The sequence below is a fragment of the Streptomyces sp. NPDC086023 genome (genome assembly GCF_044540325.1).
GTDB lineage: Bacteria > Actinomycetota > Actinomycetes > Streptomycetales > Streptomycetaceae > Streptomyces.
This window is the reverse complement of sequence record NZ_JBITRX010000006.1, coordinates 162,802-188,291: the sequence shown is the minus strand read 5'-3', so window position 1 is coordinate 188,291 and position 25,490 is coordinate 162,802. Positions and strand designations below refer to the sequence as shown.

The 25,490-nt window shown below is 66.8% G+C and carries 26 protein-coding genes and 1 tRNA gene; 3 read left to right on the top strand and 24 right to left on the bottom strand.

Annotated elements, in window-relative coordinates:
* Positions 1 to 72: 72 nt before the first annotated feature.
* From rpsQ to rpsL, 15 genes are all read right to left on the bottom strand, one after another.
* Positions 73 to 354: a 30S ribosomal protein S17 gene (gene rpsQ, locus ACIF6F_RS14565; RefSeq protein ID WP_399946030.1), complete on the bottom strand. Its 282-nt coding sequence runs from the start codon at positions 352 to 354 to the stop codon at positions 73 to 75.
* The gene (gene rpmC, locus ACIF6F_RS14560) at positions 354 to 578 is read right to left on the bottom strand and encodes a 50S ribosomal protein L29 (RefSeq protein WP_114053741.1); all 225 of its coding nucleotides are present in this window, start codon (positions 576 to 578) and stop codon (positions 354 to 356) included. The genes rpsQ and rpmC overlap by 1 nt, the downstream gene beginning before the upstream one ends.
* A complete protein-coding gene (gene rplP, locus ACIF6F_RS14555) occupies positions 578 to 997 on the bottom strand; it encodes a 50S ribosomal protein L16 (RefSeq protein ID WP_125540843.1) in 420 nt (139 codons plus the stop codon). The genes rpmC and rplP overlap by 1 nt, the downstream gene beginning before the upstream one ends.
* A gap of 5 nt (positions 998 to 1,002) precedes the next feature.
* A complete protein-coding gene (gene rpsC, locus ACIF6F_RS14550) occupies positions 1,003 to 1,833 on the bottom strand; it encodes a 30S ribosomal protein S3 (protein ID WP_399946025.1) in 831 nt (276 codons plus the stop codon).
* The gene (rplV, locus tag ACIF6F_RS14545) at positions 1,833 to 2,180 is read right to left on the bottom strand and encodes a 50S ribosomal protein L22 (RefSeq protein WP_030201575.1); all 348 of its coding nucleotides are present in this window, start codon (positions 2,178 to 2,180) and stop codon (positions 1,833 to 1,835) included. The genes rpsC and rplV overlap by 1 nt, the downstream gene beginning before the upstream one ends.
* A 43-nt stretch (positions 2,181 to 2,223) precedes the next feature.
* Positions 2,224 to 2,505 (bottom strand): 30S ribosomal protein S19, encoded by a 282-nt coding sequence (rpsS, locus tag ACIF6F_RS14540; RefSeq protein WP_007265903.1) that lies wholly within the window; start codon positions 2,503 to 2,505, stop codon positions 2,224 to 2,226.
* A 12-nt stretch (positions 2,506 to 2,517) separates the two neighbouring features.
* Positions 2,518 to 3,354 carry a 50S ribosomal protein L2 gene (gene rplB, locus ACIF6F_RS14535; protein WP_399946022.1) on the bottom strand — a complete coding sequence of 279 codons (837 nt, stop codon included), beginning with the start codon at positions 3,352 to 3,354 and terminating at the stop codon, positions 2,518 to 2,520.
* A gap of 39 nt (positions 3,355 to 3,393) precedes the next feature.
* On the bottom strand, positions 3,394 to 3,717 hold the full coding sequence (rplW, locus tag ACIF6F_RS14530; protein ID WP_399946019.1) for a 50S ribosomal protein L23: 324 nt from the start codon (positions 3,715 to 3,717) through the stop codon (positions 3,394 to 3,396).
* A complete protein-coding gene (gene rplD / locus ACIF6F_RS14525) occupies positions 3,717 to 4,367 on the bottom strand; it encodes a 50S ribosomal protein L4 (RefSeq protein WP_399946016.1) in 651 nt (216 codons plus the stop codon). The genes rplW and rplD overlap by 1 nt, the downstream gene beginning before the upstream one ends.
* Before the next feature lie 5 nt (positions 4,368 to 4,372).
* Positions 4,373 to 5,017, bottom strand: coding sequence for a 50S ribosomal protein L3 (gene rplC, locus ACIF6F_RS14520; protein ID WP_365042074.1), 645 nt, complete (start codon positions 5,015 to 5,017; stop codon positions 4,373 to 4,375).
* A 14-nt stretch (positions 5,018 to 5,031) separates the two neighbouring features.
* Positions 5,032 to 5,340, bottom strand: coding sequence for a 30S ribosomal protein S10 (rpsJ, locus tag ACIF6F_RS14515; RefSeq protein WP_003948644.1), 309 nt, complete (start codon positions 5,338 to 5,340; stop codon positions 5,032 to 5,034).
* Positions 5,341 to 5,880: 540 nt separating this feature from the next.
* Complete coding sequence (tuf, locus tag ACIF6F_RS14510; RefSeq protein ID WP_399946013.1) at positions 5,881 to 7,074, bottom strand: elongation factor Tu; 1,194 nt, start codon at positions 7,072 to 7,074, stop codon at positions 5,881 to 5,883.
* Between the two features lie 148 nt (positions 7,075 to 7,222).
* On the bottom strand, positions 7,223 to 9,349 hold the full coding sequence (gene fusA / locus ACIF6F_RS14505; protein WP_399946010.1) for an elongation factor G: 2,127 nt from the start codon (positions 9,347 to 9,349) through the stop codon (positions 7,223 to 7,225).
* Positions 9,350 to 9,388: 39 nt separating this feature from the next.
* On the bottom strand, positions 9,389 to 9,859 hold the full coding sequence (gene rpsG, locus ACIF6F_RS14500; protein ID WP_352193902.1) for a 30S ribosomal protein S7: 471 nt from the start codon (positions 9,857 to 9,859) through the stop codon (positions 9,389 to 9,391).
* Between the two features lie 2 nt (positions 9,860 to 9,861).
* A complete protein-coding gene (gene rpsL, locus ACIF6F_RS14495; RefSeq protein WP_007265893.1) occupies positions 9,862 to 10,233 on the bottom strand; it encodes a 30S ribosomal protein S12 in 372 nt (123 codons plus the stop codon).
* A gap of 390 nt (positions 10,234 to 10,623) precedes the next feature.
* Between rpsL and ACIF6F_RS14490 the strand changes: the two genes are divergently transcribed.
* Together ACIF6F_RS14490 and ACIF6F_RS14485 are read left to right on the top strand one after the other, a co-directional pair.
* Positions 10,624 to 10,806: a hypothetical protein gene (locus ACIF6F_RS14490; protein ID WP_399946007.1), complete on the top strand. Its 183-nt coding sequence runs from the start codon at positions 10,624 to 10,626 to the stop codon at positions 10,804 to 10,806.
* Between the two features lie 66 nt (positions 10,807 to 10,872).
* Positions 10,873 to 11,640, top strand: a complete 768-nt coding sequence (locus tag ACIF6F_RS14485) for a hypothetical protein (protein ID WP_399946004.1) — start codon at positions 10,873 to 10,875, stop codon at positions 11,638 to 11,640.
* Positions 11,641 to 11,731: 91 nt separating this feature from the next.
* Here the strand turns inward: ACIF6F_RS14485 and ACIF6F_RS14480 are convergent, their stop codons facing one another.
* The 9 genes from ACIF6F_RS14480 to ACIF6F_RS14440 form a co-directional block, all read right to left on the bottom strand.
* The gene (locus ACIF6F_RS14480) at positions 11,732 to 15,631 is read right to left on the bottom strand and encodes a DNA-directed RNA polymerase subunit beta' (protein WP_399946002.1); all 3,900 of its coding nucleotides are present in this window, start codon (positions 15,629 to 15,631) and stop codon (positions 11,732 to 11,734) included.
* 99 nt (positions 15,632 to 15,730) lie between these two features.
* On the bottom strand, positions 15,731 to 19,213 hold the full coding sequence (rpoB, locus tag ACIF6F_RS14475; RefSeq protein WP_399946000.1) for a DNA-directed RNA polymerase subunit beta: 3,483 nt from the start codon (positions 19,211 to 19,213) through the stop codon (positions 15,731 to 15,733).
* A 566-nt stretch (positions 19,214 to 19,779) separates the two neighbouring features.
* Positions 19,780 to 20,163, bottom strand: coding sequence for a 50S ribosomal protein L7/L12 (gene rplL, locus ACIF6F_RS14470; RefSeq protein WP_399945999.1), 384 nt, complete (start codon positions 20,161 to 20,163; stop codon positions 19,780 to 19,782).
* Between the two features lie 114 nt (positions 20,164 to 20,277).
* Positions 20,278 to 20,808, bottom strand: coding sequence for a 50S ribosomal protein L10 (rplJ, locus tag ACIF6F_RS14465; protein ID WP_399945995.1), 531 nt, complete (start codon positions 20,806 to 20,808; stop codon positions 20,278 to 20,280).
* A 303-nt stretch (positions 20,809 to 21,111) separates the two neighbouring features.
* Complete coding sequence (gene rplA, locus ACIF6F_RS14460; RefSeq protein ID WP_399945992.1) at positions 21,112 to 21,840, bottom strand: 50S ribosomal protein L1; 729 nt, start codon at positions 21,838 to 21,840, stop codon at positions 21,112 to 21,114.
* A 110-nt stretch (positions 21,841 to 21,950) separates the two neighbouring features.
* Positions 21,951 to 22,385: a 50S ribosomal protein L11 gene (rplK, locus tag ACIF6F_RS14455; protein ID WP_399945990.1), complete on the bottom strand. Its 435-nt coding sequence runs from the start codon at positions 22,383 to 22,385 to the stop codon at positions 21,951 to 21,953.
* Between the two features lie 169 nt (positions 22,386 to 22,554).
* Positions 22,555 to 23,460: a transcription termination/antitermination protein NusG gene (gene nusG / locus ACIF6F_RS14450; RefSeq protein WP_399945987.1), complete on the bottom strand. Its 906-nt coding sequence runs from the start codon at positions 23,458 to 23,460 to the stop codon at positions 22,555 to 22,557.
* Between the two features lie 86 nt (positions 23,461 to 23,546).
* Positions 23,547 to 23,828, bottom strand: coding sequence for a preprotein translocase subunit SecE (gene secE / locus ACIF6F_RS14445; protein WP_399945985.1), 282 nt, complete (start codon positions 23,826 to 23,828; stop codon positions 23,547 to 23,549).
* Between the two features lie 103 nt (positions 23,829 to 23,931).
* Positions 23,932 to 24,004: transfer RNA gene (locus tag ACIF6F_RS14440), tRNA-Trp, on the bottom strand.
* A 197-nt stretch (positions 24,005 to 24,201) separates the two neighbouring features.
* On the opposite strand from ACIF6F_RS14440, the gene ACIF6F_RS14435 reads away from it, so the two are divergent.
* Complete coding sequence (locus tag ACIF6F_RS14435; protein ID WP_399945982.1) at positions 24,202 to 25,428, top strand: pyridoxal phosphate-dependent aminotransferase; 1,227 nt, start codon at positions 24,202 to 24,204, stop codon at positions 25,426 to 25,428.
* The last annotated feature ends 62 nt before the right edge of the window (positions 25,429 to 25,490 follow it).

Genomic DNA, 25,490 nt, shown 5'->3' with positions numbered 1-25,490 from the left:
CCGAGCCTGGCGGAACTGACCTGAGGGAAACCCCTCAGGTTGATTCTTTGGACTTCCCTTGCGGGAAGTTCCTTACTTGGCCTTCTCGAGGATCTCGACGACGCGCCAGCGCTTCGTCGCGGACAGCGGCCGGGTCTCCATCAGGAGGACGCGGTCGCCGACGCCCGCGGCGTTGGCCTCGTCGTGCGCCTTGAGCTTGTTGGTACGGCGGATGACCTTGCCGTACAGCGCGTGCTTGACGCGGTCCTCAACGGCGACGACGACGGTCTTGTCCATCTTGTCGCTGACGACCAGACCCTCGCGGGTCTTCCGGAAGCCGCGCTCGGTCTTCTCAGTCACGTTGTTCTCGCTCATCAGGCGTTCTCCACCGTCTCGATACCGAGCTCACGCTCGTGCATCAGGGTGTAGATGCGAGCGATGTCCTTACGGACGGACTTGAGCCGGCCGTTGTTCTCCAGCTGCCCCGTGGCCGCCTGGAAACGGAGCTTGAACAGCTCCTCCTTGGCCTCGCGCAGCTTGGCAACGAGCTCCTCGTTGCCCAGCTCGCGCAGCTCCGACGCCTTGGTACCGGCCGCCATCACGACTCACCTGCCTCGCGCTTGACGATCCGGCACTTCATCGGCAGCTTGTGGGCCGCACGAGTCAGAGCCTCACGCGCAATCTTCTCGTTCGGGTAGGACAGCTCGAACATGACCCGGCCCGGGTGCACGTTCGCGATCCACCACTCGGGGGAACCCTTACCGGAACCCATGCGGGTCTCGGCGGGCTTCTTCGTGAGCGGACGGTCCGGGTAGATGTTGATCCAGACCTTGCCGCCACGCTTGATGTGGCGGGTCATCGCGATACGAGCCGCCTCGATCTGGCGGTTCGTCACGTAGGCCGGGGTCAGCGCCTGGATGCCGTACTCGCCGAATGCGACCTCGGTACCGCCCTTGGAGACACCGCCCCGCTTCGGGTGGTGCTGCTTGCGGTGCTTGACCCTACGAGGGATCAGCATGTCGGTCAGGCCTCCGTTCCGGTGCTCTCAGCCGGAGCGGCGGCAGCGGCCTCGGCCTTGGGGGCCTCGGTCGCAGCAGCCTGCTGCGGCTTGCGGCCGCGGCCGCCACGCTCGCCGCCACGGCCACCACGGCCGGCGGGGCGGTCAGCGCCACCACGGGCCGGGCGGTTGCCCGCGCGGGCCGCAGCGTTCTCGGCGCGAACCTCGGCGATGTTCTTGACGTCGCCCTTGTAGATCCAGACCTTCACGCCGATGCGGCCGAAGGTGGTCTTGGCCTCGAAGAAGCCGTACTCGACGTTCGCGCGCAGCGTGTGCAGCGGCACACGACCCTCGCGGTAGAACTCCGAGCGGGACATCTCGGCGCCGCCGAGACGACCGCCACACTGGATCTTGATGCCCTTGGCGCCGGCCTTCATGGCGGACTGCATGCTCTTGCGCATGGCCCGACGGAAGGAGACGCGGGAGGACAGCTGCTCGGCAACGGCCTGGGCCACGAGCTGAGCGTCGACCTCGGGGTTCTTGACCTCGAGGATGTTCAGCTGGACCTGCTTGCCGGTGAGCTTCTCGAGGTCGCCGCGGATGCGGTCGGCCTCGGCGCCACGGCGGCCGATGACGATGCCCGGACGGGCGGTGTGGATGTCCACGCGGACACGGTCACGGGTGCGCTCGATCTCAACCTTCGAGATGCCGGCGCGCTCCATGCCGGACGTCATCATCCGACGGATGGCGACGTCTTCCTTGACGTAGTCCTTGTACAGCTTGTCGGCGTACCAGCGCGACTTGAAGTCGGTGGTGATGCCGAGCCGGAACCCGTGCGGGTTTACCTTCTGGCCCATTACCGGGTTCCTTCCTTGCTGCTGACGACCACGGTGATGTGGGAGGTCCGCTTGCGGATCCGGTAGGCACGGCCCTGGGCGCGCGGACGGAACCGCTTCAGGGTCGGACCCTCGTCAACAAACGCCTCGCTGATGAACAGCGAGGAGGCGTCCGTGTGGTTGTAGTTGTGCGCGGCGTTGGCGATGGCGCTGTCAAGCACCTTGCCCACCGGCACAGACGCGGCCTGCGGAGCGAAACGCAGGACCGCCTGGGCCTCCGTGGCGTCCATGCCACGGATGAGGTCCACCACACGGCGGGCCTTCATGGGCGTGACACGGATGTACCGCGCCTGAGCCCTGGCTTCCATGGTTGTCCCTTCGGTGTAAGTCATAGTCGTTCCCACCCCGCGGTTAGCGGCGCTTCGACTTCCGGTCGTCCTTGACGTGGCCGCGGAAGGTGCGAGTCGGCGAGAACTCGCCGAGCTTGTGGCCGACCATGGACTCGGTGACGAACACCGGGACATGGGTCTTGCCGTTGTGCACCGCGATCGTGTGACCCAGCATGCTGGGGATGATCATCGAGCGACGGGACCAGGTCTTGATGACGTTCTTGGTGCCGGCTTCGTTCTGGGCGTCCACCTTCTTTACGAGGTGGTCGTCGACGAAGGGCCCCTTCTTGAGACTGCGCGGCATCTAAACCCGCTCCTAGCGCTTCTTGTTCGTCTTGCGGCGGCGGACGATGTACTTGTTCGAAGCCTTCTTCGGCGAACGAGTACGACCCTCCTTCTGACCCCACGGGGAGACCGGGTGGCGACCACCGGAGGTCTTGCCCTCACCACCACCGTGCGGGTGGTCAACCGGGTTCATCGCGACACCGCGGACGGTCGGGCGGACGCCCTTCCAGCGCATGCGGCCGGCCTTGCCCCAGTTGATGTTCGACTGCTCGGCGTTGCCGACCTCGCCGATCGTGGCGCGGCAGCGCACGTCGACCAGACGGATCTCACCGGACGGCATACGGAGGTGCGCCATGGCACCTTCCTTCGCCAGCAGCTGCACGGAGGCACCCGCGGAACGGGCGAACTTGGCACCGCCACCGGGACGGAGCTCGATCGCGTGGATCGTGGTACCGACCGGGATGTTGCGGAGCGCCAGGTTGTTACCGGGCTTGATGTCGGCCGCGGGGCCGTTCTCGATCCGGTCGCCCTGGTTCAGGCCGCGCGGAGCGATGATGTAGCGCTTCTCGCCGTCCGCGTAGTGCAGAAGGGCGATGCGCGCGGTGCGGTTCGGGTCGTACTCGATGTGAGCGACCTTGGCCGGCACGCCGTCCTTGTCGTGACGACGGAAGTCGATCACGCGGTAGGCGCGCTTGTGGCCACCACCCTGGTGGCGAACGGTCACACGACCGGCGTTGTTACGGCCGCCCTTGCTGTGCAGCGGGCGGACCAGCGACTTCTCCGGCGTGGACCGCGTGATCTCGACAAAGTCGGCGACGCTGGAGCCACGACGGCCCGGGGTCGTCGGCTTGTACTTGCGGATACCCATTTCTCAGTCCTCGTCCGATTCCGGACGACACGGACTCCCTTAGGAGACCGGGCCGCCGAAGATGTCGATACGGTCGCCCTCAGCGAGGGTCACGATGGCGCGCTTGGTGTCGGCACGCTTGCCGAAACCGGTGCGGGTGCGCTTGCGCTTGCCCTGGCGGTTGATCGTGTTGACCCCGGTGACCTTGACCGAGAAGACCGCCTCGACGGCCTGCTTGATCTGGGTCTTGTTGGCGGTGGGCGCGACGATGAACGTGTACTTGTTCTCGTCCAGCAGCGCGTAGCTCTTCTCGGAGACGACCGGCTTGATCAGCAGGTCGCGCGGGTCCGTGAAGGTCTTGCTGGTAACGGTTGCCTCAGACATCAGGCCTCGTTCCCTTCGGTCTCAACGGCCTTGGGGCCAGACACGAAAGACTCGAGAGCGGCCTGGGTGAAGACCACGTCGTCGGAGACGAGCACGTCGTACGTGTTCAGCTGGCCCGGCTCCAGGATGTGCACCTGGGGCAGGTTGCGGGCGGACAGCCACGCGGCCTCGTCGGCGCGCTCGACGACCAGGAGCAGGTTCTTGCGCTCCGAGATCTTGCCGAACAGCGTCTTGGCGGCCTTGGTGGAGGCGGCACCCTCGACCACGCCGGAGACGACGTGGATGCGGGAGTGACGGGCCCGGTCGGTGAGGGCACCGCGGAGGGCGGCGGCCTTCATCTTCTTGGGGGTCCGCTGCGAGTAGTCACGCGGCACGGGGCCGTGCACGACGCCACCGCCGGCGAACTGCGGCGCACGGGTCGAACCCTGACGGGCGCGGCCGGTGCCCTTCTGGCGGTACGGCTTCTTGCCACCACCACGGACCTCGCCACGCGTCTTGACCTTGTGCGTACCCTGACGGGCGGCGGCCAGCTGCGCGACGACGACCTGGTGGATCAGCGGAACGCTGACCTTGGCGTCGAAGATCTCGGCCGGGAGCTCGACGGTCCCGGTCTTGTCGCCGGAGGGCGACAGAATGTCAATGGTGCTCATAGTCCTCAGGCCCCCTTGGCCGCGGTGCGGACCAGGACGAGGCCGCCGTTCGGACCAGGAACCGCGCCCTTGATGAGCAGCAGGCCCTTCTCCGCGTCAACGGCGTGAACGGTCAGGTTCTGGGTGGTGACCCGGTCGTTACCCATGCGGCCGGCCATCTTCATACCCTTGAAGACACGGCCCGGGGTGGCGCAGCCACCGATCGAACCCGGCTTGCGGTGGACACGGTGGGCACCGTGCGACGCCTTGCCACCACGGAAGTTGTGGCGCTTCATGGCACCGGCGAAGCCCTTGCCCTTGCTCGTGCCCGTGACGTCGACCTTGACGCCGGACTCGAACACCTCGGCCGTGATCTCCTGGCCGAGCGTGTACTCGCTGGCGTCGGAGGTACGGAGCTCCACCAGGTGGCGGCGCGGGGTCACGTCGGCCTTGGCGAAGTGGCCCTTGAGGGGCTTGTTCACCTTGCGCGGGTCGATCTCGCCGAAGGCGATCTGGACCGACTCGTAGCCGTCGATGTCGTTGGTGCGGACCTGGGTGACGACACAGGGCCCGGCCTTGACGACGGTAACCGGGACGACACGGTTGTTCTCGTCCCAGACCTGGGTCATGCCGAGCTTCTCGCCCAGGACGCCCTTGATCTGCTTAGCCATCTTCTCCGCGCCTCTCAGAGCTTGATCTCGATGTCAACGCCGGCCGGAAGGTCCAGGCGCATCAGCGAGTCAACGGTCTTGGGCGTCGGGTCGAGGATGTCGATCAGGCGCTTGTGCGTGCGCATCTCGAAGTGCTCGCGCGAGTCCTTGTACTTGTGCGGCGACTTGATGACGCAGTACACGTTCTTCTCAGTGGGCAGCGGCACCGGGCCCGCGACCGACGCACCAGTGCGCGTCACCGTCTCGACGATCTTCTTCGCCGAGGAGTCGATGACCTCGTGGTCGTAGGCCTTGAGCCGGATGCGGATCTTCTGTCCCGCCATGGCTACTTCGTAGTCCTTTGTCTCTGTGGAACGCTCTGGAACTCGGTCGGCTGCGCGTTTCCGCGCCGCTCTCCTCCGACCCACGCGGTCGGGCGTGTCGCACTCCCGCTTCTGAAAATTCCCATACGGAAATTCCCTGCCAGAGGGGGTGCGGTCCGAGACCGCGCTTCGGGGGAAGAACACCCACCGAGTGCCTGGCCGGCACCCCGCTGACGCTTCCCGGAAGATTCCCGTACGTCCGCCCCATTGCTGCCCCGAAGGGCAGATAAAGGCGACGAGTACTGTGGGACTCGCTTCCGGTCCTCCCGGCGGGAGGCGCGCAGCATCGGTACTCAACCGAGCAACTTGAACAGTCTGCCATACATGACGCAGAGGGCGCCAATCGCAAGCGGGGAGCGTACCCCATCTCACATTTCGCAGGCGCATCCGCCACGCGCGACGAACCCCGCAGTCATGACGGAAGGGCCCCGGTCCACCGCTCGCGCGGCGGGCCGGGGCCCTTCTCAGCAGCTCTGGAGAGCTACCAGGTCAGAACACGAATTACTTCGTGATCTTGGTGACCTGGCCGGCGCCGACGGTCCGGCCACCCTCACGGATGGCGAACTTCAGGCCCTCCTCCATGGCGACGGGCTGGATCAGCGCGACGGTCATGTCGGTGTTGTCGCCCGGCATGACCATCTCGGTGCCCTCGGGGAGGGTCACGACGCCGGTCACGTCCGTGGTACGGAAGTAGAACTGCGGGCGGTAGTTGTTGAAGAACGGGGTGTGACGGCCACCCTCGTCCTTCGACAGGATGTACGCGGTGGCCTCGAACTCGGTGTGCGGCGTGACCGAACCGGGCTTGATGATGACCTGGCCGCGCTCGACGTCCTCGCGCTTGATGCCACGGAGGAGCAGACCGACGTTCTCGCCGGCCTGGCCCTCGTCGAGCAGCTTGCGGAACATCTCGATGCCGGTGACCGTGGTGGTGGTCTTCTCCGGGCGGATGCCGATGATGTCGACGGTCTCGTTGACCTTCAGGACACCACGCTCGATACGACCGGTGACGACGGTGCCACGACCGGTGATCGTGAAGACGTCCTCGACCGGCATCAGGAACGGCTTGTCGGTCTCACGCGGCGGGGTCGGGATCGAGTCGTCGACGGCCTTCATGAGGCCGAGGAGCTTCTCGCCCCACTCCTTGTCGCCCTCGAGCGCCTTGAGCGCCGAGACCTGCACGACGGGGAGCTCGTCGCCCGGGAAGTCGTACTCGGAGAGGAGCTCGCGGACCTCGAGCTCGACGAGCTCCAGGATCTCCTCGTCGTCCACCATGTCGGCCTTGTTCAGGGCGACGACGATGTACGGAACGCCGACCTGGCGGGCCAGGAGCACGTGCTCCTTGGTCTGCGGCATCGGGCCGTCGGTGGCGGCGACCACGAGGATGGCGCCGTCCATCTGCGCGGCACCGGTGATCATGTTCTTGATGTAGTCCGCGTGACCCGGGCAGTCGACGTGGGCGTAGTGACGCGCCTCGGTCTGGTACTCGACGTGCGCGATGGAGATGGTGATACCGCGCTGGCGCTCCTCGGGAGCCTTGTCGATCTGGTCGAAGGCCGAGGCCTCGTTCAGGTCCGGGTACGCGTCGTGCAGCACCTTGGTAATGGCGGCCGTGAGGGTCGTCTTACCGTGGTCGATGTGACCGATGGTGCCGATGTTGACGTGCGGCTTAGTCCGCTCGAACTTCGCCTTCGCCACTGGGGTCCTCCTGTGGAGTGGTTCTGTACGCCTTACTCATCGGCGCCAGGTGATCTTTGCTGGAATGCCGGCCCCCCGGGGCAACCGAAGCGGTTGCCCGACTGCCCCAGGGATCCGGTGACAAGCCTAAAGCGTGAACTCGGGAGAGTTACTCGCCCTTGGCCTTCGCGATGATCTCCTCGGCGACGTTCCGCGGAACCTCGGCGTAGGAGTCGAACTGCATCGAGTAGCTTGCGCGACCCGAGGTCTTGCTGCGGAGGTCTCCGACGTAGCCGAACATCTCCGAAAGCGGCACGAGGCCCTTCACGATGCGAGCACCGTGGCGCTCCTCCATGGCCTGGATCTGGCCACGGCGGGAGTTGATGTCGCCGATGACCTCACCCATGTAGTCCTCGGGCGTGGTGACCTCAACGGCCATCATCGGCTCGAGCAGCACGGGGCTGGCCTTGCGCGCGGCCTCCTTGAAGGCCTGCGAACCGGCGATCTTGAAGGCGAGCTCGGAGGAGTCGACCTCGTGGTACGCACCGTCGTGGAGGATGACGCGGACGCCGGTCATCTCGTAGCCGGCCAGGATGCCGAACTGCATGGCCTCCTGCGCACCCGCGTCCACCGAGGGGATGTACTCCTTGGGGATGCGGCCACCGGTGACCTTGTTCACGAACTCGTACGAGGAGTCGCCGCCCTCGATCGGCTCGATGCCGATCTGGACCTTGGCGAACTGACCCGTACCACCGGTCTGCTTCTTGTGCGTGTAGTCGACGCGCTCGACGGCCTTGCGGATCGTCTCGCGGTAGGCCACCTGCGGCTTGCCGACGTTGGCCTCGACCTTGAACTCACGGCGCATGCGGTCGACCAGCACCTCGAGGTGCAGCTCGCCCATACCGCCGATGATGGTCTGGCCGGTCTCCTCGTCCGAGTGGACCTGGAAGGAGGGGTCCTCCTCCGCGAGACGCTGGATGGCGACACCCAGCTTCTCCTGGTCACCCTTGGACTTGGGCTCGATGGCGACCTGGATCACCGGCGCCGGGAAGTCCATGGACTCCAGGATGACCGGGGACTTCTCGTCGCACAGCGTCTCACCGGTGGTGGTCTGCTTCAGGCCCATGACGGCGACGATGTCGCCGGCGCCCACCGAGTCGATCTCCTCACGCTTGTTCGCGTGCATGCGGTAGATCTTGCCGATGCGCTCCTTCTTGCCCTTGACGGAGTTCAGCACCGAAGAGCCGGACTCCAGGCGGCCCGAGTAAACCCGGACGAAGGTGAGCTTGCCGAGGTGCGGGTCGCTCATGATCTTGAACGCCAGCGCCGAGAGGGGCTCCTCGTCGGACGGCTTGCGCTTCACGACGGTCTCGGCGTCCTTGACGTCGTGGCCCTCGATGGCCTCGATGTCGAGCGGCGACGGCAGGTAGCGGACGACGGCGTCGAGCAGGGGCTGAACACCCTTGTTCTTGAACGCCGTGCCACAGAACACCGCGGTGACCGTGGAGCCCTGGCCCTTGCCGGAGCCGAGGATGATGCGGCGGACGGCGGCGTGCAGCTGCTCCTCGGTCGGCTCCTCGCCGCCCAGGTACAGCTCCATGATCTCGTCGTCGTTCTCGGCGACGGTCTCGACCAGCTTGCCGCGCCACTCCTCGGCAGCCTCGGCGTGGGAGGCCGGGATGTCGACGACGTCGTACATCTCGCCCTTGGTCGCCTCGGCGGACCAGACGAGCGCCTTCATGCGGACCAGGTCGACAACGCCCTGGAAGTCCGCCTCGGCACCGATCGGGAGCTGCATGACGATCGGAACCGCACCCAGGCGGTCCTTGATCATGTCGACGCAGCGGTGGAACTCGGCGCCCGTGCGGTCGAGCTTGTTCACGAAGCAGATGCGGGGCACGCCGTAACGGTCGGCCTGGCGCCACACCGTCTCGGACTGCGGCTCAACACCGGCAACGCCGTCGAACACGGTGACGGCACCGTCGAGGACGCGGAGCGAACGCTCCACCTCGACCGTGAAGTCCACGTGACCCGGGGTGTCGATGATGTTGATCGTGTGGTCGACGTCCTCGAGCGGCCAGTGGCAGGTCGTCGCGGCGGACGTGATCGTGATGCCGCGCTCCTGCTCCTGCTCCATCCAGTCCATCGTGGCGGCGCCGTCGTGGACCTCACCGATCTTGTAAGACACACCGGTGTAGAACAGGATGCGCTCGGTGGTGGTCGTCTTGCCCGCGTCGATGTGGGCCATGATGCCGATGTTGCGCACCTTGGCCAGGTCAAGCGAAGTGGTAGCCATAAGGCTTCAGTCTTCTCTCGGTCTCGATGTGGGTTGCGACTACCAGCGGTAGTGCGCGAAGGCCTTGTTGGACTCGGCCATCTTGTGCGTGTCCTCGCGCTTCTTCACGGCCGCACCGAGGCCGTTGGAGGCGTCGAGCAGCTCGTTCATCAGGCGCTCGGTCATGGTCTTCTCGCGGCGGGCGCGGGAGTAGCCCACGAGCCAGCGGAGGGCCAGGGTCGACTGACGACCCGGCTTGACCTCGACGGGGACCTGGTAGGTCGCGCCACCGACACGGCGGGACTTGACCTCGAGGGAGGGCTTGACGTTCTCCAGCGCGCGCTTCAGCGTGATGACCGGGTCGTTGCCGGTCTTCTCGCGGAGGCCTTCCATGGCGCCGTAGACGATGCGCTCGGCGGTGGAGCGCTTGCCGTCCAGGAGGATCTTGTTGATGAGCGAGGTCACCAGAGGAGAACCGTAGACCGGGTCGATGATGACCGGGCGCTTCGGGGCGGGGCCCTTACGAGGCATTCTTACTTCTCCTTCTTGGCGCCGTAGCGGCTGCGGGCCTGCTTGCGGTTCTTGACAGCCTGGGTGTCAAGCGCACCGCGGATGATCTTGTAACGAACACCCGGCAGGTCCTTCACACGGCCACCACGCACGAGCACGATCGAGTGCTCCTGCAGGTTGTGTCCCTCACCCGGAATGTAAGCGGTGACCTCGATGCCGGAGGTCAGACGCACACGCGCGACCTTGCGGAGCGCCGAGTTCGGCTTCTTCGGGGTGGTCGTGAACACACGCGTGCAGACGCCACGGCGCTGGGGCGAGGCCTCAAGCGCGGGCGTCTTCGTCTTCTCGACCTTGTCCTGCCGGCCCTTACGGACCAGCTGCTGGATCGTAGGCACTACTTCTCCGGTTTCTGTGTGCCGTTGGTGAAACTAACCTGAAACAACTCCGACCCACGCGGTCGGGTGTGTCGAATCCGGCAGACCTCCGCGAGACGCGGAAACGTACGGATTGCGGTGACCGATGGCGCTCGCGTGCGGTGATGGACACGCACGGGAGCCCAGGCACACCCCAGGCACAAGGTCTGAGCGTACCTATCGCATCCACTCCGGTCAAAACAAATGCCCACGCCCGGCCGTCCTGGTGGCAAGGTCCCCGGCTCCGGCGGAAGAACCCGTCAATGTACTGGACGACAGGTGTCTCCTCCCCCTCCAGGAAGTCGACGCATCAGCCGCGATTCCGTCCCCGGCACCGCTCGGCGGCTGCTCGTCCGCTGCGGTGCCGTCCTGGTGGCAGCAGCCGGCGCGCTGCTGTCCGAGGGCATCTTCCTGCAGCTGTACGTCCGGCCCACGTCGGACGACTGGTGCCCCGTTTACAAGGCCCGTGACCTGGGCGTTCTCGGCCTCGCCAAGGACTTCTACCTGACCCAGAACGGCCGGGTCACCAACGCCCTCGTCACCGGGGTCGTCTAAGCCGACGGGCTCACCGGCCCCCGGCTGCTGCCCTCCCTCCTCGCCCTCGCCCTCGGCCTGTGCCTGGTGCTGCTGCTCCGCGAGGCCCTGCGCCTGCTCGGCTTCGGCGGCGTGCCCCTCCTGGTCGTCTGGGCGTTCGCGGCGACCGCCGGGGTACTGGCGGTCCCCCGGTTCGGGCTGGCGCGGCACCGCTACCCGCTCGCCTGGTGCACGGCCTGGTGCCTGGGGGTGCCCCTGGGCCTGGCCATCCTCCACACCTCCCCCGGCGCCCGCTGGCGCCGCGCCCAGCAGCCCGAGAAGGCCTCCCGCTCTCCCCCGAGGAGCTGGCCGGGACCCTGGGCGACGCGGGGCGGATCCTGCGGACCATCGCCACCCAGGAGGCCTACCTGGCCGCCGTGGCCCTGGGCCTCCTGCTGGGACTGGCCGTCGCCCTCTGCGGCACCTCGGGCCCGGGCACCCTCGGCGCCGCCCCGCGCTGGGCCGGACGGGCCCTGTTCGTGCTGCCGCCCCTCCTGGTCCTGGCCTCCGTGTTCCTGGTGGCTCTCGGGCTGCGCAGCGGGTACGGGCGGGCCCGCGGTGGCGCTGGTCACCCTGGCGGCCCTGGTGCCGGCCCTGCGTCAGCTGACCTCCGACACCGTGGACCGGGGCCTGGCCTGGGACCGGCAGAACGCCCGGATCCGCGCCCAGGTGGCCGACGGTGCCCGGGACGTCGGGTACCGGCCGCTGCCGATCGGCAACCTGGCCGAGCCCTTCTACACGCGGGTGTACCGCAGCGACTGGGCCGCGCGGTGCGTATCCGAGTTCTACGGTGTCGACCGGATCCACCGGCTCTAACCCGCCGAACGCATGAACGCACGCCGGACCCCGGAAACAGAGAAGCCCCCCGCCGCTCCTCTCGGAGCTGCGGGGGGCTTCTCGGTGACCCTTAGCCGTTGTACGGGCCGTAGTCGTAGTCCTCGAGCGGGACGGCCTGGCCGGAGCCGGTGCCGAAGGGCGAGTAGTCGATGTCGTCGTAGCCGACGGCCGAGTACATCGCGGCCTTCGCCTCCTCGGTGGGCTCCACCCGGATGTTGCGGTAGCGGGACAGGCCCGTACCGGCCGGGATGAGCTTACCGATGATGACGTTCTCCTTGAGGCCGATGAGGCTGTCGGACTTGGCGTTGATCGCCGCGTCCGTCAGGACTCGGGTCGTCTCCTGGAAGGAGGCGGCCGACAGCCAGGACTCCGTCGCCAGCGAGGCCTTGGTGATACCCATCAGCTGCGGACGGCCGGAGGCGGGGTGACCGCCCTCGGTGACCACACGACGGTTCTCGGACTCGAAGCGCGAGCGCTCGACGAGCTCGCCCGGGAGCAGCTCGGCGTCGCCGGACTCGATGATCGTCACGCGGCGGAGCATCTGCCGGATGATGATCTCGATGTGCTTGTCGTGGATCGACACGCCCTGCGAGTTGTAGACCTTCTGGACCTCGCCGACCAGGTGGACCTGGACCGCACGCTGGCCGAGGATGCGCAGCACGTCGTGCGGGTTGGTGGCACCGGCGGTCAGCTTCTGGCCGACCTCGACGTGGTCGCCCTCGGAGACCTCGACGCGCGCACGCTTCGAGATCGGGAAGGCGGTCTCGTCGGAGCCGTCGTCCGGCGTGATGACGATCTTCTTGGTCTTCTCGGTCTCCTCGATCCGCACGCGGCCGGCGGCCTCGGAGATCGGGGCGACACCCTTCGGGGTACGGGCCTCGAAGAGCTCGACGACACGCGGCAGACCCTGGGTGATGTCGTCACCGGCCACACCACCGGTGTGGAAGGTACGCATCGTCAGCTGGGTACCGGGCTCACCGATGGACTGGGCGGCGATGATGCCGACCGCCTCACCGATGTCGACCAGCTTGCCGGTGGCCAGCGAGCGGCCGTAGCAGAAGGCACAGGTGCCGACGGCGGACTCACAGGTCAGGACCGAGCGGGTCTTGACCTCCTCGACGCCGTTGGCGACGAGGGCGTCGATCAGCACGTCGCCGAGGTCCACGTTGGCCGGCGCGATGACCTTGCCGTCGATGACGACGTCCTCGGCCAGCATGCGGGCGTACACGGAGGTCTCGACGTCGTCGGCCTTGCGCAGGACGCCGTCCTCGCCACGGACCGCGATCTTCAGCTTCAGACCGCGCTCGGTGCCGCAGTCCTCCTCGCGGATGATCACGTCCTGCGAGACGTCCACCAGACGACGGGTCAGGTAACCCGAGTCGGCGGTACGCAGGGCGGTGTCCGCGAGACCCTTACGGGCACCGTGGGTGGAGATGAAGTACTCCAGCACGGAGAGGCCCTCGCGGAACGAGGCCTTGATCGGACGCGGGATGGTCTCGTTCTTCGCGTTCGACACCAGACCACGCATACCGGCGATCTGCCGCATCTGCATCATGTTTCCTCGGGCACCCGAGTCAACCATCATGAAGATGGGGTTCGTCTTGGGGAAGTTCGCGTTCATCGCCTCGGCGACCTCGTTGGTCGCCTTGGTCCAGATCGCGATGAGCTCCTGCGTGCGCTCGTCCTTGGTGATCAGACCGCGCTCGTACTGCTTCTGGACCTTCTCGTCCTGGGCCTCGTAGCCCGCGACGATCTCCTTCTTGGCCTCGGGGACCACGACGTCGGAGATGGCCACGGTGACGCCGGAACGGGTCGCCCAGTGGAAGCCGGCCGCCTTCAGGTTGTCGAGCGTCGCCGCCACGATGACCTTGGGGTAGCGCTCGGCCAGGTCGTTGACGATCTCGGAGAGCTGCTTCTTGCCCACCGAGTAGTCGACGAACGGGTAGTCCTCCGGCAGCAGCTCGTTGAAGAGCGCACGACCCAGCGTGGTCTTCAGACGGAAGCTGTCGCCCGGCTGGAACTCCTGCTCGCCCTCCTCGGCGACCGGGGGGACCCAGCCGCGCGGCGGGATGGTGCCCACCGGGAAGCGGATGTCGACGGCCGACTGCAGCGACAGCTCGCCGGCGTCGAACGCCATGATCGCCTCGGCGGTGGAGCCGAAGGAGCGGCCCTCGCCCTTGACGTCGCGGAGCTCGCCGTCGGTGGTGAGGAAGAACAGACCGAGGACCATGTCCTGGGTCGGCATCGTCACCGGACGGCCGTCGGCGGGCTTGAGGATGTTGTTCGAGGACAGCATCAGGATGCGGGCCTCGGCCTGCGCCTCCGCGGAGAGCGGCAGGTGGACGGCCATCTGGTCACCGTCGAAGTCCGCGTTGAACGCGGTGCAGACGAGCGGGTGGATCTGGATGGCCTTGCCCTCGACCAGCTGCGGCTCGAAGGCCTGGATGCCGAGGCGGTGCAGCGTGGGCGCACGGTTCAGCAGCACCGGGTGCTCGGCGATGACCTCTTCGAGGACGTCGTACACGACGGTGCGGCCGCGCTCGACCATGCGCTTGGCCGACTTGATGTTCTGCGCGTGGTTCAGGTCGACCAGGCGCTTCATCACGAACGGCTTGAAGAGCTCCAGCGCCATGGCCTTGGGCAGACCGCACTGGTGCAGCTTGAGCTGCGGGCCGACGACGATGACGGAACGCGCCGAGTAGTCGACTCGCTTGCCGAGCAGGTTCTGACGGAATCGACCCTGCTTGCCCTTCAGCATGTCGCTGAGGGACTTCAGCGGACGGTTGCCGGGGCCCGTGACCGGGCGGCCGCGGCGGCCGTTGTCGAAGAGGGCGTCGACCGCCTCCTGGAGCATCCGCTTCTCGTTGTTCACGATGATCTCGGGGGCACCGAGGTCGAGCAGGCGCTTCAGACGGTTGTTGCGGTTGATGACGCGGCGGTACAGGTCGTTCAGGTCGGAGGTCGCGAAGCGGCCACCGTCCAGCTGCACCATCGGACGCAGGTCCGGCGGGATGACCGGGACGCAGTCCAGGACCATGCCCTTGGGGCTGTTGCTGGTCTGCAGGAACGCGGAGACGACCTTCAGACGCTTCAGCGCGCGGGTCTTCTTCTGGCCCTTGCCGGTGCGGATGATCTCGCGGAGGCGCTCGGCCTCCTCCTCCAGGTCGAAGGACTCCAGGCGCTTCTGCAGCGCCGCGGCACCCATCGAGCCGTCGAAGTACGTGCCGAAGCGGTCACGCAGCTCGCGGTAGAGGAGCTCGTCGCCCTCAAGGTCCTGGACCTTGAGGTTCTTGAAGCGGTTCCAGACCTCGTCCAGGCGGTCGATCTCGCGCTGCGCACGGTCGCGCAGCTGCTTCATCTCGCGCTCGGCACCCTCGCGCACCTTGCGGCGCACGTCGGCCTTGGCACCCTCGGCCTCCAGCTCGCCCAGGTCGGACTCGAGCTTCTTGGCGCGGGCCTCGAGGTCCGCGTCACGGCGGTTCTCGATCTGCTGGCGCTCGACGGAGACGTGGGCCTCCAGGGACGGCAGGTCGCGGGTACGACGCTCCTCGTCCACGAACGTGATCATGTACGCGGCGAAGTAGATGACCTTCTCAAGGTCCTTCGGCGCCAGGTCCAGCAGGTAGCCCAGGCGCGACGGGACGCCCTTGAAGTACCAGATGTGGGTGACGGGAGCGGCCAGCTCAATGTGGCCCATCCGCTCACGGCGCACCTTGGCGCGGGTGACCTCGACGCCACAGCGCTCACAGATGATGCCCTTGAAGCGGACACGCTTGTACTTGCCGCAGTAGCACTCCCAGTCCCGGGTCGGACCGAAGATCTTCTCGCAGAAGAGTCCGTCCTTCTCGGGCTTCAGGGTGCGGTAGTTGATGGTCTCCGGCTTCTTGACCTCGCCGTGCGACCAGGTTCGGATGTCGTCCGCGGTGGCAAGGCCGATCCGCAGCTCGTCGAAGAAGTTGACGTCGAGCACTGTGCGTCAATCCCTCTTTCGGGGTCGTGTCTCTTGATCAGTGGTCTGAACGGTCCCGGGGGTGACGGGGGCTCCTTGTGGGAGCCCCCGTCAGGCCCGTCAGACCTCTTCGACGCTGCTCGGCTCGCGCCGGGACAGGTCGATACCGAGCTCCTCCGCCGCGCGGAAGACGTCCTCGTCGGTGTCGCGCATCTCGATGGACATGCCGTCCGAGGACAGCACCTCCACGTTGAGGCAGAGCGACTGCATTTCCTTGATGAGCACCTTGAAGGACTCGGGAATGCCCGGCTCGGGGATGTTCTCGCCCTTGACGATGGCCTCGTAGACCTTCACGCGGCCGGTCACGTCGTCGGACTTGATGGTCAGGAGCTCCTGGAGGGCGTACGCGGCGCCGTAAGCCTCGAGCGCCCACACCTCCATCTCACCGAAGCGCTGGCCACCGAACTGCGCCTTACCACCCAGCGGCTGCTGCGTGATCATCGAGTACGGACCGGTCGAACGGGCGTGGAGCTTGTCGTCGACCAGGTGGTGGAGCTTGAGGATGTACATGTACCCGACCGAGATCGGGTCCGGGAACGGCTCACCGGAGCGGCCGTCGAACAGGCGCGCCTTGCCTGACGGGAGCACCATGCGCTCGCCGTCGCGGTTCGGGATCGTGTGCTGCAGGAGGCCGGCGAGCTCGTCCTCACGGGCACCGTCGAACACCGGGGTGGCGACGTTGGTGCCGGGGGCGACCTTGTCGGCGCCGATGGCCTGCAGACGCTGGGCCCACTCGTCCGCGAGGCCGGAGACGTCCCAGCCGCGGCTGGCGAGCCAGCCGAGGTGGATCTCCAGGACCTGTCCCGGGTTCATTCGGGACGGGACACCGAGCGGGTTGAGGATGATGTCGACCGGGGTGCCGTCCTCAAGGAAGGGCATGTCCTCGATCGGGAGGATCTTGGAGATGACGCCCTTGTTGCCGTGGCGTCCGGCGAGCTTGTCACCGTCGGTGATCTTGCGCTTCTGAGCGACGTAGACGCGGACCAGCTGGTTCACGCCCGGGGGAAGCTCGTCCCCCTCCTCGCGGTCGAAGACGCGGACGCCGATGACCTTGCCGATCTCGCCGTGGGGCACCTTCAGCGAGGTGTCACGGACCTCACGGGCCTTCTCACCGAAGATCGCGCGGAGCAGGCGCTCCTCCGGGGTCAGCTCGGTCTCACCCTTCGGGGTGACCTTGCCGACCAGGATGTCGCCGGCGACGACGTCGGCACCGATACGGATGATGCCGCGCTCGTCGAGGTCGGCGAGGACCTCCTCGGAGACGTTCGGGATGTCCCGGGTGATCTCCTCCGGGCCGAGCTTGGTGTCACGGGCGTCGACCTCGTGCTCCTCGATGTGGATCGAGGAGAGGACGTCGTCCTGCACGAGGCGCTGCGACAGGATGATCGCGTCCTCGTAGTTGTGACCCTCCCACGGCATGAACGCCACGAGCAGGTTCTTGCCGAGGGCCATCTCGCCCTCTTCGGTCGCCGGACCGTCGGCCAGGACCTGAGCCTCGATCACGCGGTCGCCCTCGTTGACGACGACCTTCTGGTTGACCGAGGTGCCCTGGTTGGAGCGGGAGAACTTCGCGACGCGGTACGTGGTGTACGTGCCGTCGTCGTTGGCGACGGTGATGTAGTCGGCCGAGACCTCCTGGACGACACCGTCCTTCTCCGCCTTGATGCTGTCGCCGGCGTCGACGGCACAGCGGTACTCCATGCCGGTGCCGACGAGCGGGGCCTCCGCCTTGATGAGCGGAACGGCCTGGCGCATCATGTTCGCGCCCATGAGGGCGCGGTTGGCGTCGTCGTGCTCGAGGAAGGGGATCATCGCGGTCGCGACGGACACCATCTGGCGCGGCGAGACGTCCATGTAGTCCACGTCGGACGGCTCGACGTAGTCGACCTCGCCACCACGCTTGCGGACGAGGACGCGGCCCTCGGCGAAGCGCAGCTCGTCGTCCAGGCGCGCGTTGGCCTGGGCGATGACGAAGCGGTCCTCCTCGTCGGCGGTGACGTAGTCGACCTCGTCGGTGACCTGGCCGTCGACGACCTTGCGGTACGGCGTCTCGATGAAGCCGAACGCGTTGACGCGGCCGTACGAGGCGAGCGAACCGATCAGACCGATGTTCGGGCCTTCGGGGGTCTCGATCGGGCACATGCGTCCGTAGTGGGACGGGTGCACGTCACGGACCTCGAAGCCGGCCCGCTCACGGCTCAGACCACCGGGGCCGAGCGCGGAGAGACGGCGCTTGTGGGTCAGACCAGACAGGGGGTTGTTCTGGTCCATGAACTGCGACAGCTGGCTGGTGCCGAAGAACTCCTTGATGGAGGCGACGACCGGCCGGATGTTGATCAGGGTCTGCGGCGTGATCGCCTCGACGTCCTGGGTGGTCATGCGCTCGCGGACGACGCGCTCCATACGAGCCAGACCCGTGCGGACCTGGTTCTGGATGAGCTCGCCGACGTTGCGCAGACGACGGTTGCCGAAGTGGTCGATGTCATCGACCTCGACGACGATGTTCGTCCCGTTCTCGCCGACGGTCTCGACCTCGCCCGCGTGGAGCTTCACGAGGTACTTGATCGTGGCGATGATGTCGTCGGTGGTGAGCACACCGGCGTCGAGCGGCTCGTCGGCCCCGAGCTTCTTGTTGACCTTGTAGCGGCCGACCTTCGCGAGGTCGTAGCGCTTCGGGTTGAAGTACAGGTTCTCGAGCAGCGTCTGCGCGGCCTCACGGGTCGGCGGCTCGCCCGGACGCAGCTTGCGGTAGATGTCGAGCAGCGCGTCGTCCTGGCCCTGGGTGTGGTCCTTCTCCAGGGTGGCGCGCATGGACTCGTACTCGCCGAACTCCTCCAGGATCTGCTCGGTGGTCCAGCCGAGCGCCTTCAGGAGTACGGTCACGGACTGCTTGCGCTTGCGGTCGATACGGACACCGACCATGTCGCGCTTGTCGACCTCCATCTCCAGCCAGGCACCCCGGGACGGGATGATCTTGGCGGAGAAGATGTCCTTGTCGGACGTCTTGTCGATGGAGGAGTCGAAGTAGACACCGGGCGAACGGACGAGCTGCGACACCACGACACGCTCGGTGCCGTTGATGACGAAGGTGCCCTTGTTCGTCATGAGCGGGAAGTCGCCCATGAAGACCGTCTGGGACTTGATCTCCCCGGTCTCGTTGTTGGTGAACTCGGCGGTGACGAAGAGCGGCGCGGCGTACGTGAAGTCGCGCTCCTTGCACTCGTCGACGGAGTTCTTCGCCGGCTCGAAACGGTGGTCGCGGAAGGTCAGCGACATCGACCCGGAGAAGTCCTCGATCGGCGAGATCTCCTCGAAGATCTCTTCCAGACCGGACTTGGTGGGGACGTCCTGTCCACTCTCGAGAGCCGACTCGACGCGAGCCTTCCAGGCGGCGTTGCCGAGCAGCCAGTCAAAGCTCTCGGTCTGCAGCGCCAGGAGGTTCGGAACCTCGAGGGGCTCCTTGATCTTTGCAAAGGAGATGCGCAGCGGGGCAGTGCTGGCGCCGTTGTTCGTATTGGTCGAGGCGTTGCGCGAGGCGGCCAAGAGGGGGTCCTTCCGAGGGCTCGGACTCACTACGCGCGTACCGGTCCCAGCTGACACAAAGATGAGAAACCCCAGGTCAGGGAGGATCTATCACGTGTGCTCAAGCGTGGGCATGCCCCTGGCGACGGGCAGGAGGCAGCTAACAGGCAGCGCAAAGGGTCAGTGTAGCCACTTGGCTCACTGATGTCCAGACCAGGTTTCTGGAGTCCGGCAACAGGCCTTCCCCTTGTTGTTCAACGCTGCGGCCCTCGTGTGCAGAGCGCGTATCGATACTGCCCTCTTCGTAGTCGATCCATGCCTCGAATCTGGACCGACGTAGCGACGCGTCCTGAGAATTGCGCGCCGCGTGCCGTTCGTCAAGGCCCCCGGCCCCGTGCGGATCATCACCGGACCCCTGCCGCGGGGCAACGAAGATCACCATACCCCCCAAAGGCCCCACGGCAAGCCAAGCGTCACGGGAACGCCGAAGGGCGACCACCCTTACGGGTGATCGCCCTTCGTTCACAAGCAGCTCCCGCAGCGGCCCCTCAGGGGCGCTCTGCGGTCAGCGGACCTGCGGAGCGGTCTTACTTGACCTCAACCGCGGCACCGGCGGCCTTGAGGGCCTCGGCGGCCTTGTCAGCGGCCTCCTTGTTGACCTTCTCGAGGACCGGCTTCGGGGTGCCGTCGACCAGGTCCTTGGCCTCCTTGAGGCCCAGGGAGGTCAGCTCGCGGACGACCTTGATGACCTGGATCTTCTTGTCGCCGGCGCCGGTGAGGATGACGTCGAACTCGTCCTTCTCCTCGACGGCCTCGACCGGGGCGCCGGGGGCACCCGGGGCGGCAACGGCGACGGCCGCGGCGGCGGTGACGTCGAACTTCTCCTCGAACGCCTTCACGAACTCGGAGAGCTCGATGAGGGTCATCTCCTCGAACTGCGCGAGCAGGTCTTCCTGAGACAGCTTCGCCATGATGGGCGATCCTTCCACTAATTCCGGCAGGTGCCGTATGTATCGAAAGGCGGGCGTACTTACGGCCCGCTACGACCCGCGCACTAGGCGGCGCGGATCAATGCGCGAGCCGAATTACTCGGCACCGCCCTGCTCGGCCTGCTTGGCGCGAAGCGCGTCCACGGTGCGGACGAGCTTCGACGGCAGCGCCTGGAAGAGCGAGGCAGCCTGAGACTGCTTGCCCTTGAACGCGCCGGCCAGCTTGCTGAGCAGAACCTCGCGGGACTCGAGGTCCGCAAGCTTCTTGATGTCGTCGGCGGAGAGAGCCTTGCCATCAAGGACACCGGCCTTGATGATCAGGTTCGGGTTCTCCTTGGCGAAGTCACGCAGAGCCTTCGCCGACTCCACCGGGTCCCCGGTGACGAAGGCGACCGCGGTCGGACCAGCGAAGTGCTCGTCCAGTGCGGTGATCCCAGCCTCGTTGGCCGCAATCTTGGTCAGCGTGTTCTTCACCACGGCGTACTGGGCGTTCTCACCGAGCGAACGACGCAGCGTCTTGAGCTGCGCCACGGTGAGACCCCGGTACTCGGTCAGCACGGCGGCAGACGAGCTCTGGAACATGTCCTTGAGCTCGGCTACGTCGGCAGCCTTGTCGGGCCTTGCCATAGAGCGTCGGCCTCCTTCCGGGTGATGAGGACCGCTCAGAAGGGGCTGAACAAACAAAACGCCCCGGCGCAGGCGCACGGGGCTTTGCTCGACCAGACGAGTCCGGGAGCATCTCCACTGTCACCTGCGCGGGTCGTCCGTCATGCAACGGATCCTTCGGCCGCCGCGCCCTGTCGGGCACAGCAACGACCAGCGGTCTTTGGCTTCTTCGAAAGAGTACGGGAAGGGGGCGCGGAAATACAAATCGGGCCCCGCACCTCCGAGAGGTGCGGGGCCCGACTGCCACTTTGCGAGCGCTCAGGCTCAGACCGCGGCCGGGTCCTCCTCGACGAGGAGGTTGCGGGTGCGGTTCGGGTCCAGCTGGATGCCGGGGCCCATGGTGGTGCTCAGGGCGGCCTTCTTGATGTAGCGGCCCTTCGCGGCGGACGGCTTCAGACGGAGGATCTCCTCCAGGGCCGCGCCGTAGTTCTCGACCAGCTTGTCATCGGAGAAGGAGACCTTGCCGATGATGAAGTGGAGGTTCGAGTGCTTGTCGACGCGGAACTCGATCTTGCCGCCCTTGATGTCCGTGACGGCCTTGGCCACGTCCATGGTGACGGTGCCCGTCTTCGGGTTCGGCATCAGACCACGCGGACCGAGCACGCGGCCGAGGCGGCCGACCTTGCCCATGAGGTCCGGGGTCGCGACGACCGCGTCGAACTCGTTCAGGCGGTTGCCCTTGGCGATCTCGTCGATCAGCTCGTCGGAGCCGACGATGTCGGCGCCAGCGGCCTCCGCGGCCGCAGCACGGTCACCGGTCGCGAAGACCAGGACCCGGGCGGTCTTACCGGTGCCGTGCGGGAGGTTCACGGTGCCACGGACCATCTGGTCGGCCTTGCGCGGGTCGACACCCAGGCGGAAGGCCACCTCGACGGTCGCGTCGAACTTGACGGACGAGGTCTCCTTGGCGAGACGGACGGCCTCGAGCGGGGCGTACAGCTTCTCCCGGTCGACCTTGGCGTCCGCAGCGCGGAGAGTCTTGCTGCGCTTCACTTCTGCTCCTGTTTTTTTGCTTCAGGTGTGGAGTCGTGGTGCGGGCCAGCGCGGGCCCTACCACTGGGGACACGGCGCCGCAGATGCGGCTCCGCCGTGCGAGAGGCTGATCAGCCCTCGACCGTGATGCCCATGGAACGGGCGGTGCCGGCGATGATCTTCTCGGCGGCGTCCAGGTCGTTGGCGTTCAGGTCGGGCATCTTGGTGGTGGCGATCTCGCGGACCTGGTCGCGCGTCAGCTTGGCGACCTTGGTCTTGTGCGGCTCGCCGGAGCCCTTGTCCACACCCGCGGCCTTGAGGATCAGACGGGCGGCCGGCGGAGTCTTGGTGACGAAGGTGAAGGAACGGTCCTCGTAGACCGTGATCTCCACCGGCACGACCATGCCACGCTGCGACTCGGTCGCGGCGTTGTAGGCCTTGCAGAACTCCATGATGTTGACGCCGTGCTGACCCAGCGCGGGACCGACCGGCGGAGCCGGGTTGGCCGCACCGGCCTGGATCTGGAGCTTGATAAGCCCCGTGACCTTCTTCTTCTTGGGAGGCATTGCTCTCTCCGGGTCCTAGTGAGAGTTTTCCAGCCGCCACCCGGTCATCCGGATGGAGGCATACCGCACCACGATAACGGGTATCGGTGCGGGGCTTAAAACCGAGCAGGTCAGACCGCCCTTCAAGGGCCGGCCTGACCTGTCCGAAGCTTTCGCCCAGAAGCTGTGATCAGTTCTTCTGGATCTGGTCGAAGCTCAGCTCGACCGGGGTCTCGCGGCCGAAGATCTCGACGAGGCCCTTGACCTTCTTCGAGTCCGGGTTGATCTCGTTGATCGTCGCCTGGAGCGTGGCGAACGGGCCGTCGGTGACGGTGACCGAGTCGCCGACCTCGAAGTCCAGGACCTCGATGGTGCGCTTCACGGCGGGCGCCGGCAGGCCGGCGGCCTCGGCTGCGGCCTTGTCGGCCTTCTCCTTGGCCTCCGGGGCGAGCATCTTGACGATCTCGTCCAGGGTCAGCGGGTACGGGTCGTACGCGTTGCCCACGAAGCCGGTGACACCGGGGGTGTTGCGGACGACGCCCCAGGACTCGTTCGTCAGGTCCATCCGGACGAGCACGTAGCCGGGCAGCTTGTTCTGCCGGACGTTCTTGCGCTCGCCGTTCTTGATCTGGACGATCTCTTCCTCGGGCACCTCGGCCTGGTAGATGAACTCCTCGACGTTCAGCGAGACGGCGCGCTGCTCCAGGTTGGCCTTCACGCGCTTCTCGTAGCCCGCGTAGGTGTGGATCACGTACCACTCGCCCGGGAGCAGGCGGAGCTCGTCGCGGAGGGCCTCGATCGGGTCGACGGGCTCGGCCGGAGCGGCCTCCTCCTCGACCTCGGCCTCGACGGCCTCGTCCTCGACCTCGGCGGTCTCGTCGGCGTCGCCGGCCTCGAAGGCGTCGGCAGCCTCGTCGGCGTCCTCGTCCTCGTCGTCCTCGACGTGCAGCGCGGCCTCCTCGGCGGCGTCGCCGGCCTCGGTGTCCGCGAACTCGGCCTCGTCAGGGTCCACAGCGTCCGCGCCCTCGACGATGTCGAGCTCGTCCTCGACGGACTCGACGGAGTCGTGGCTCACGTTCAGGTTCGGGTCAGACACGGTGGCTGCTTCTTCCTGGATGCAAAGAGGGGTGGAACATGCGAAAACGGGCGGTCGCCTCATCAAGGCGCCGCCCTCCGCGGGGATCAGCCGAAGACGTACTTGATGGCTTCCTGGAACCCATAGTCAATCACGGTAACCAGGGCAATCATGATGACAACGAAGACAATCACCACAGTGGTGTACGTCGTCAGCTGGCTGCGAGTCGGCCAGACGACCTTGCGGAGTTCCGCAACGATCTGGCGGTAGAAGAGCGCGAGGCGGCCCAGAGGGCCCTTCTTGCCGCGCTTGCCGCCCTTGCGGGCCTTCTTCTCGCGGGTCTCGTCCTCGGCGTCAGGCATGTCGATGGAGCCAAGGGCGTCCGTCACGTCTCTCACCTGAATCCGGGTCATGGCCGTGCCGCGCCCGGTTGAGCCGCACGGCGTTCATCGAAGTACGTACCTGCGCACACATCCGGTAAGGAGTGTGGAGCAGGGCCGGAGGGACTCGAACCCCCAACCCCTGGTTTTGGAGACCAGTGCTCTACCAATTGAGCTACGACCCTTTGCTGCGCCCCCCAACCTACAGCATCCGAGCGGGTGCGGGGTGTGCCCGCGTCCCGGATCTCTGGCTGGTGAGGACCAACGACAGGTGAGTGTACGTGGTCTTGGTCGCCGCGTCGAACAGAAAGGACCGGACGGGTGCCGTCCGCTCCCTGAAACGGTGTGCCGGGGTCGTATGAGGTCTGGGACGATTGGCCGCATGACCTCTGCAACGCCTCCCACCGAGCGCCGGGTGTCTGCCCGCATCGGCGCCATCTCCGAGTCCGCCACCCTCGCCGTCGACGCCAAGGCCAAGGCCCTCAAGGCCGCCGGGCGACCGGTCATCGGCTTCGGCGCCGGCGAGCCCGACTTCCCGACCCCCGACTACATCGTCGAGGCCGCGGTGGAGGCCTGCCGCGACCCGAAGTTCCACCGCTACACGCCGGCCGGCGGTCTGCCGGAGCTGAAGAAGGCCATCGCGGAGAAGACGCTCCGCGACTCCGGCTACGAGGTCGACGCCTCCCAGGTGCTGGTGACCAACGGCGGCAAGCAGGCGATCTACAACGCCTTCGCCGCGATCCTGGACCCGGGTGACGAGGTCATCGTCCCGGCCCCGTACTGGACCACCTACCCGGAGTCGATCCAGCTCGCCGGCGGTGTCCCGGTCGAGGTCGTCGCCGACGAGACCACCGGCTACCGCGTCTCCGTCGAGCAGCTGGAGGCCGCGCGCACCGAGCGCACCAAGGTCGTCCTGTTCGTCTCCCCCTCGAACCCGACCGGTGCGGTCTACAGCGAGGAGGACGCGAAGGCGATCGGTGAGTGGGCCGCCGAGCACGGCCTGTGGGTCCTCACCGACGAGATCTACGAGCACCTGGTCTACGGCGACGCGACGTTCACCTCGCTGCCGGTGCTGGTCCCCGCCCTGCGCGACAAGTGCATCATCGTCAACGGCGTCGCCAAGACGTACGCCATGACGGGCTGGCGCGTCGGGTGGGTCATCGGCCCCCAGGACGTCATCAAGGCCGCGACCAACCTGCAGTCGCACGCCACGTCCAACGTCTCCAACGTCGCGCAGATCGCCGCGCTGGCCGCCGTCTCGGGCAACCTCGACGCCGTCGCGGAGATGCGGAAGTCCTTCGACCGCCGCCGCCAGACCATGGTCCGGATGCTGAACGAGATCGACGGCGTGGTCTGCCCGACGCCCGAGGGCGCCTTCTACGCGTACCCGTCGGTGAAGGGCCTGCTGGGCAAGGAGATCCGCGGCAAGCGCCCGCAGACCTCCGTCGAGCTCGCCGCGCTGATCCTGGACGAGGCCGAGGTCGCGGTCGTCCCGGGTGAGGCCTTCGGTACGCCGGGCTACCTGCGCCTGTCGTACGCACTGGGCGACGAGGACCTCGTCGAGGGCGTCTCGCGCATCCAGAAGCTCCTCGCCGAGGCCAAGGCCTAAAGCGGCCCGCAGCCATACCCTGAGCGGCGCCCTCCCTTCCCGGGACGGCGCCGCTCAGGCGT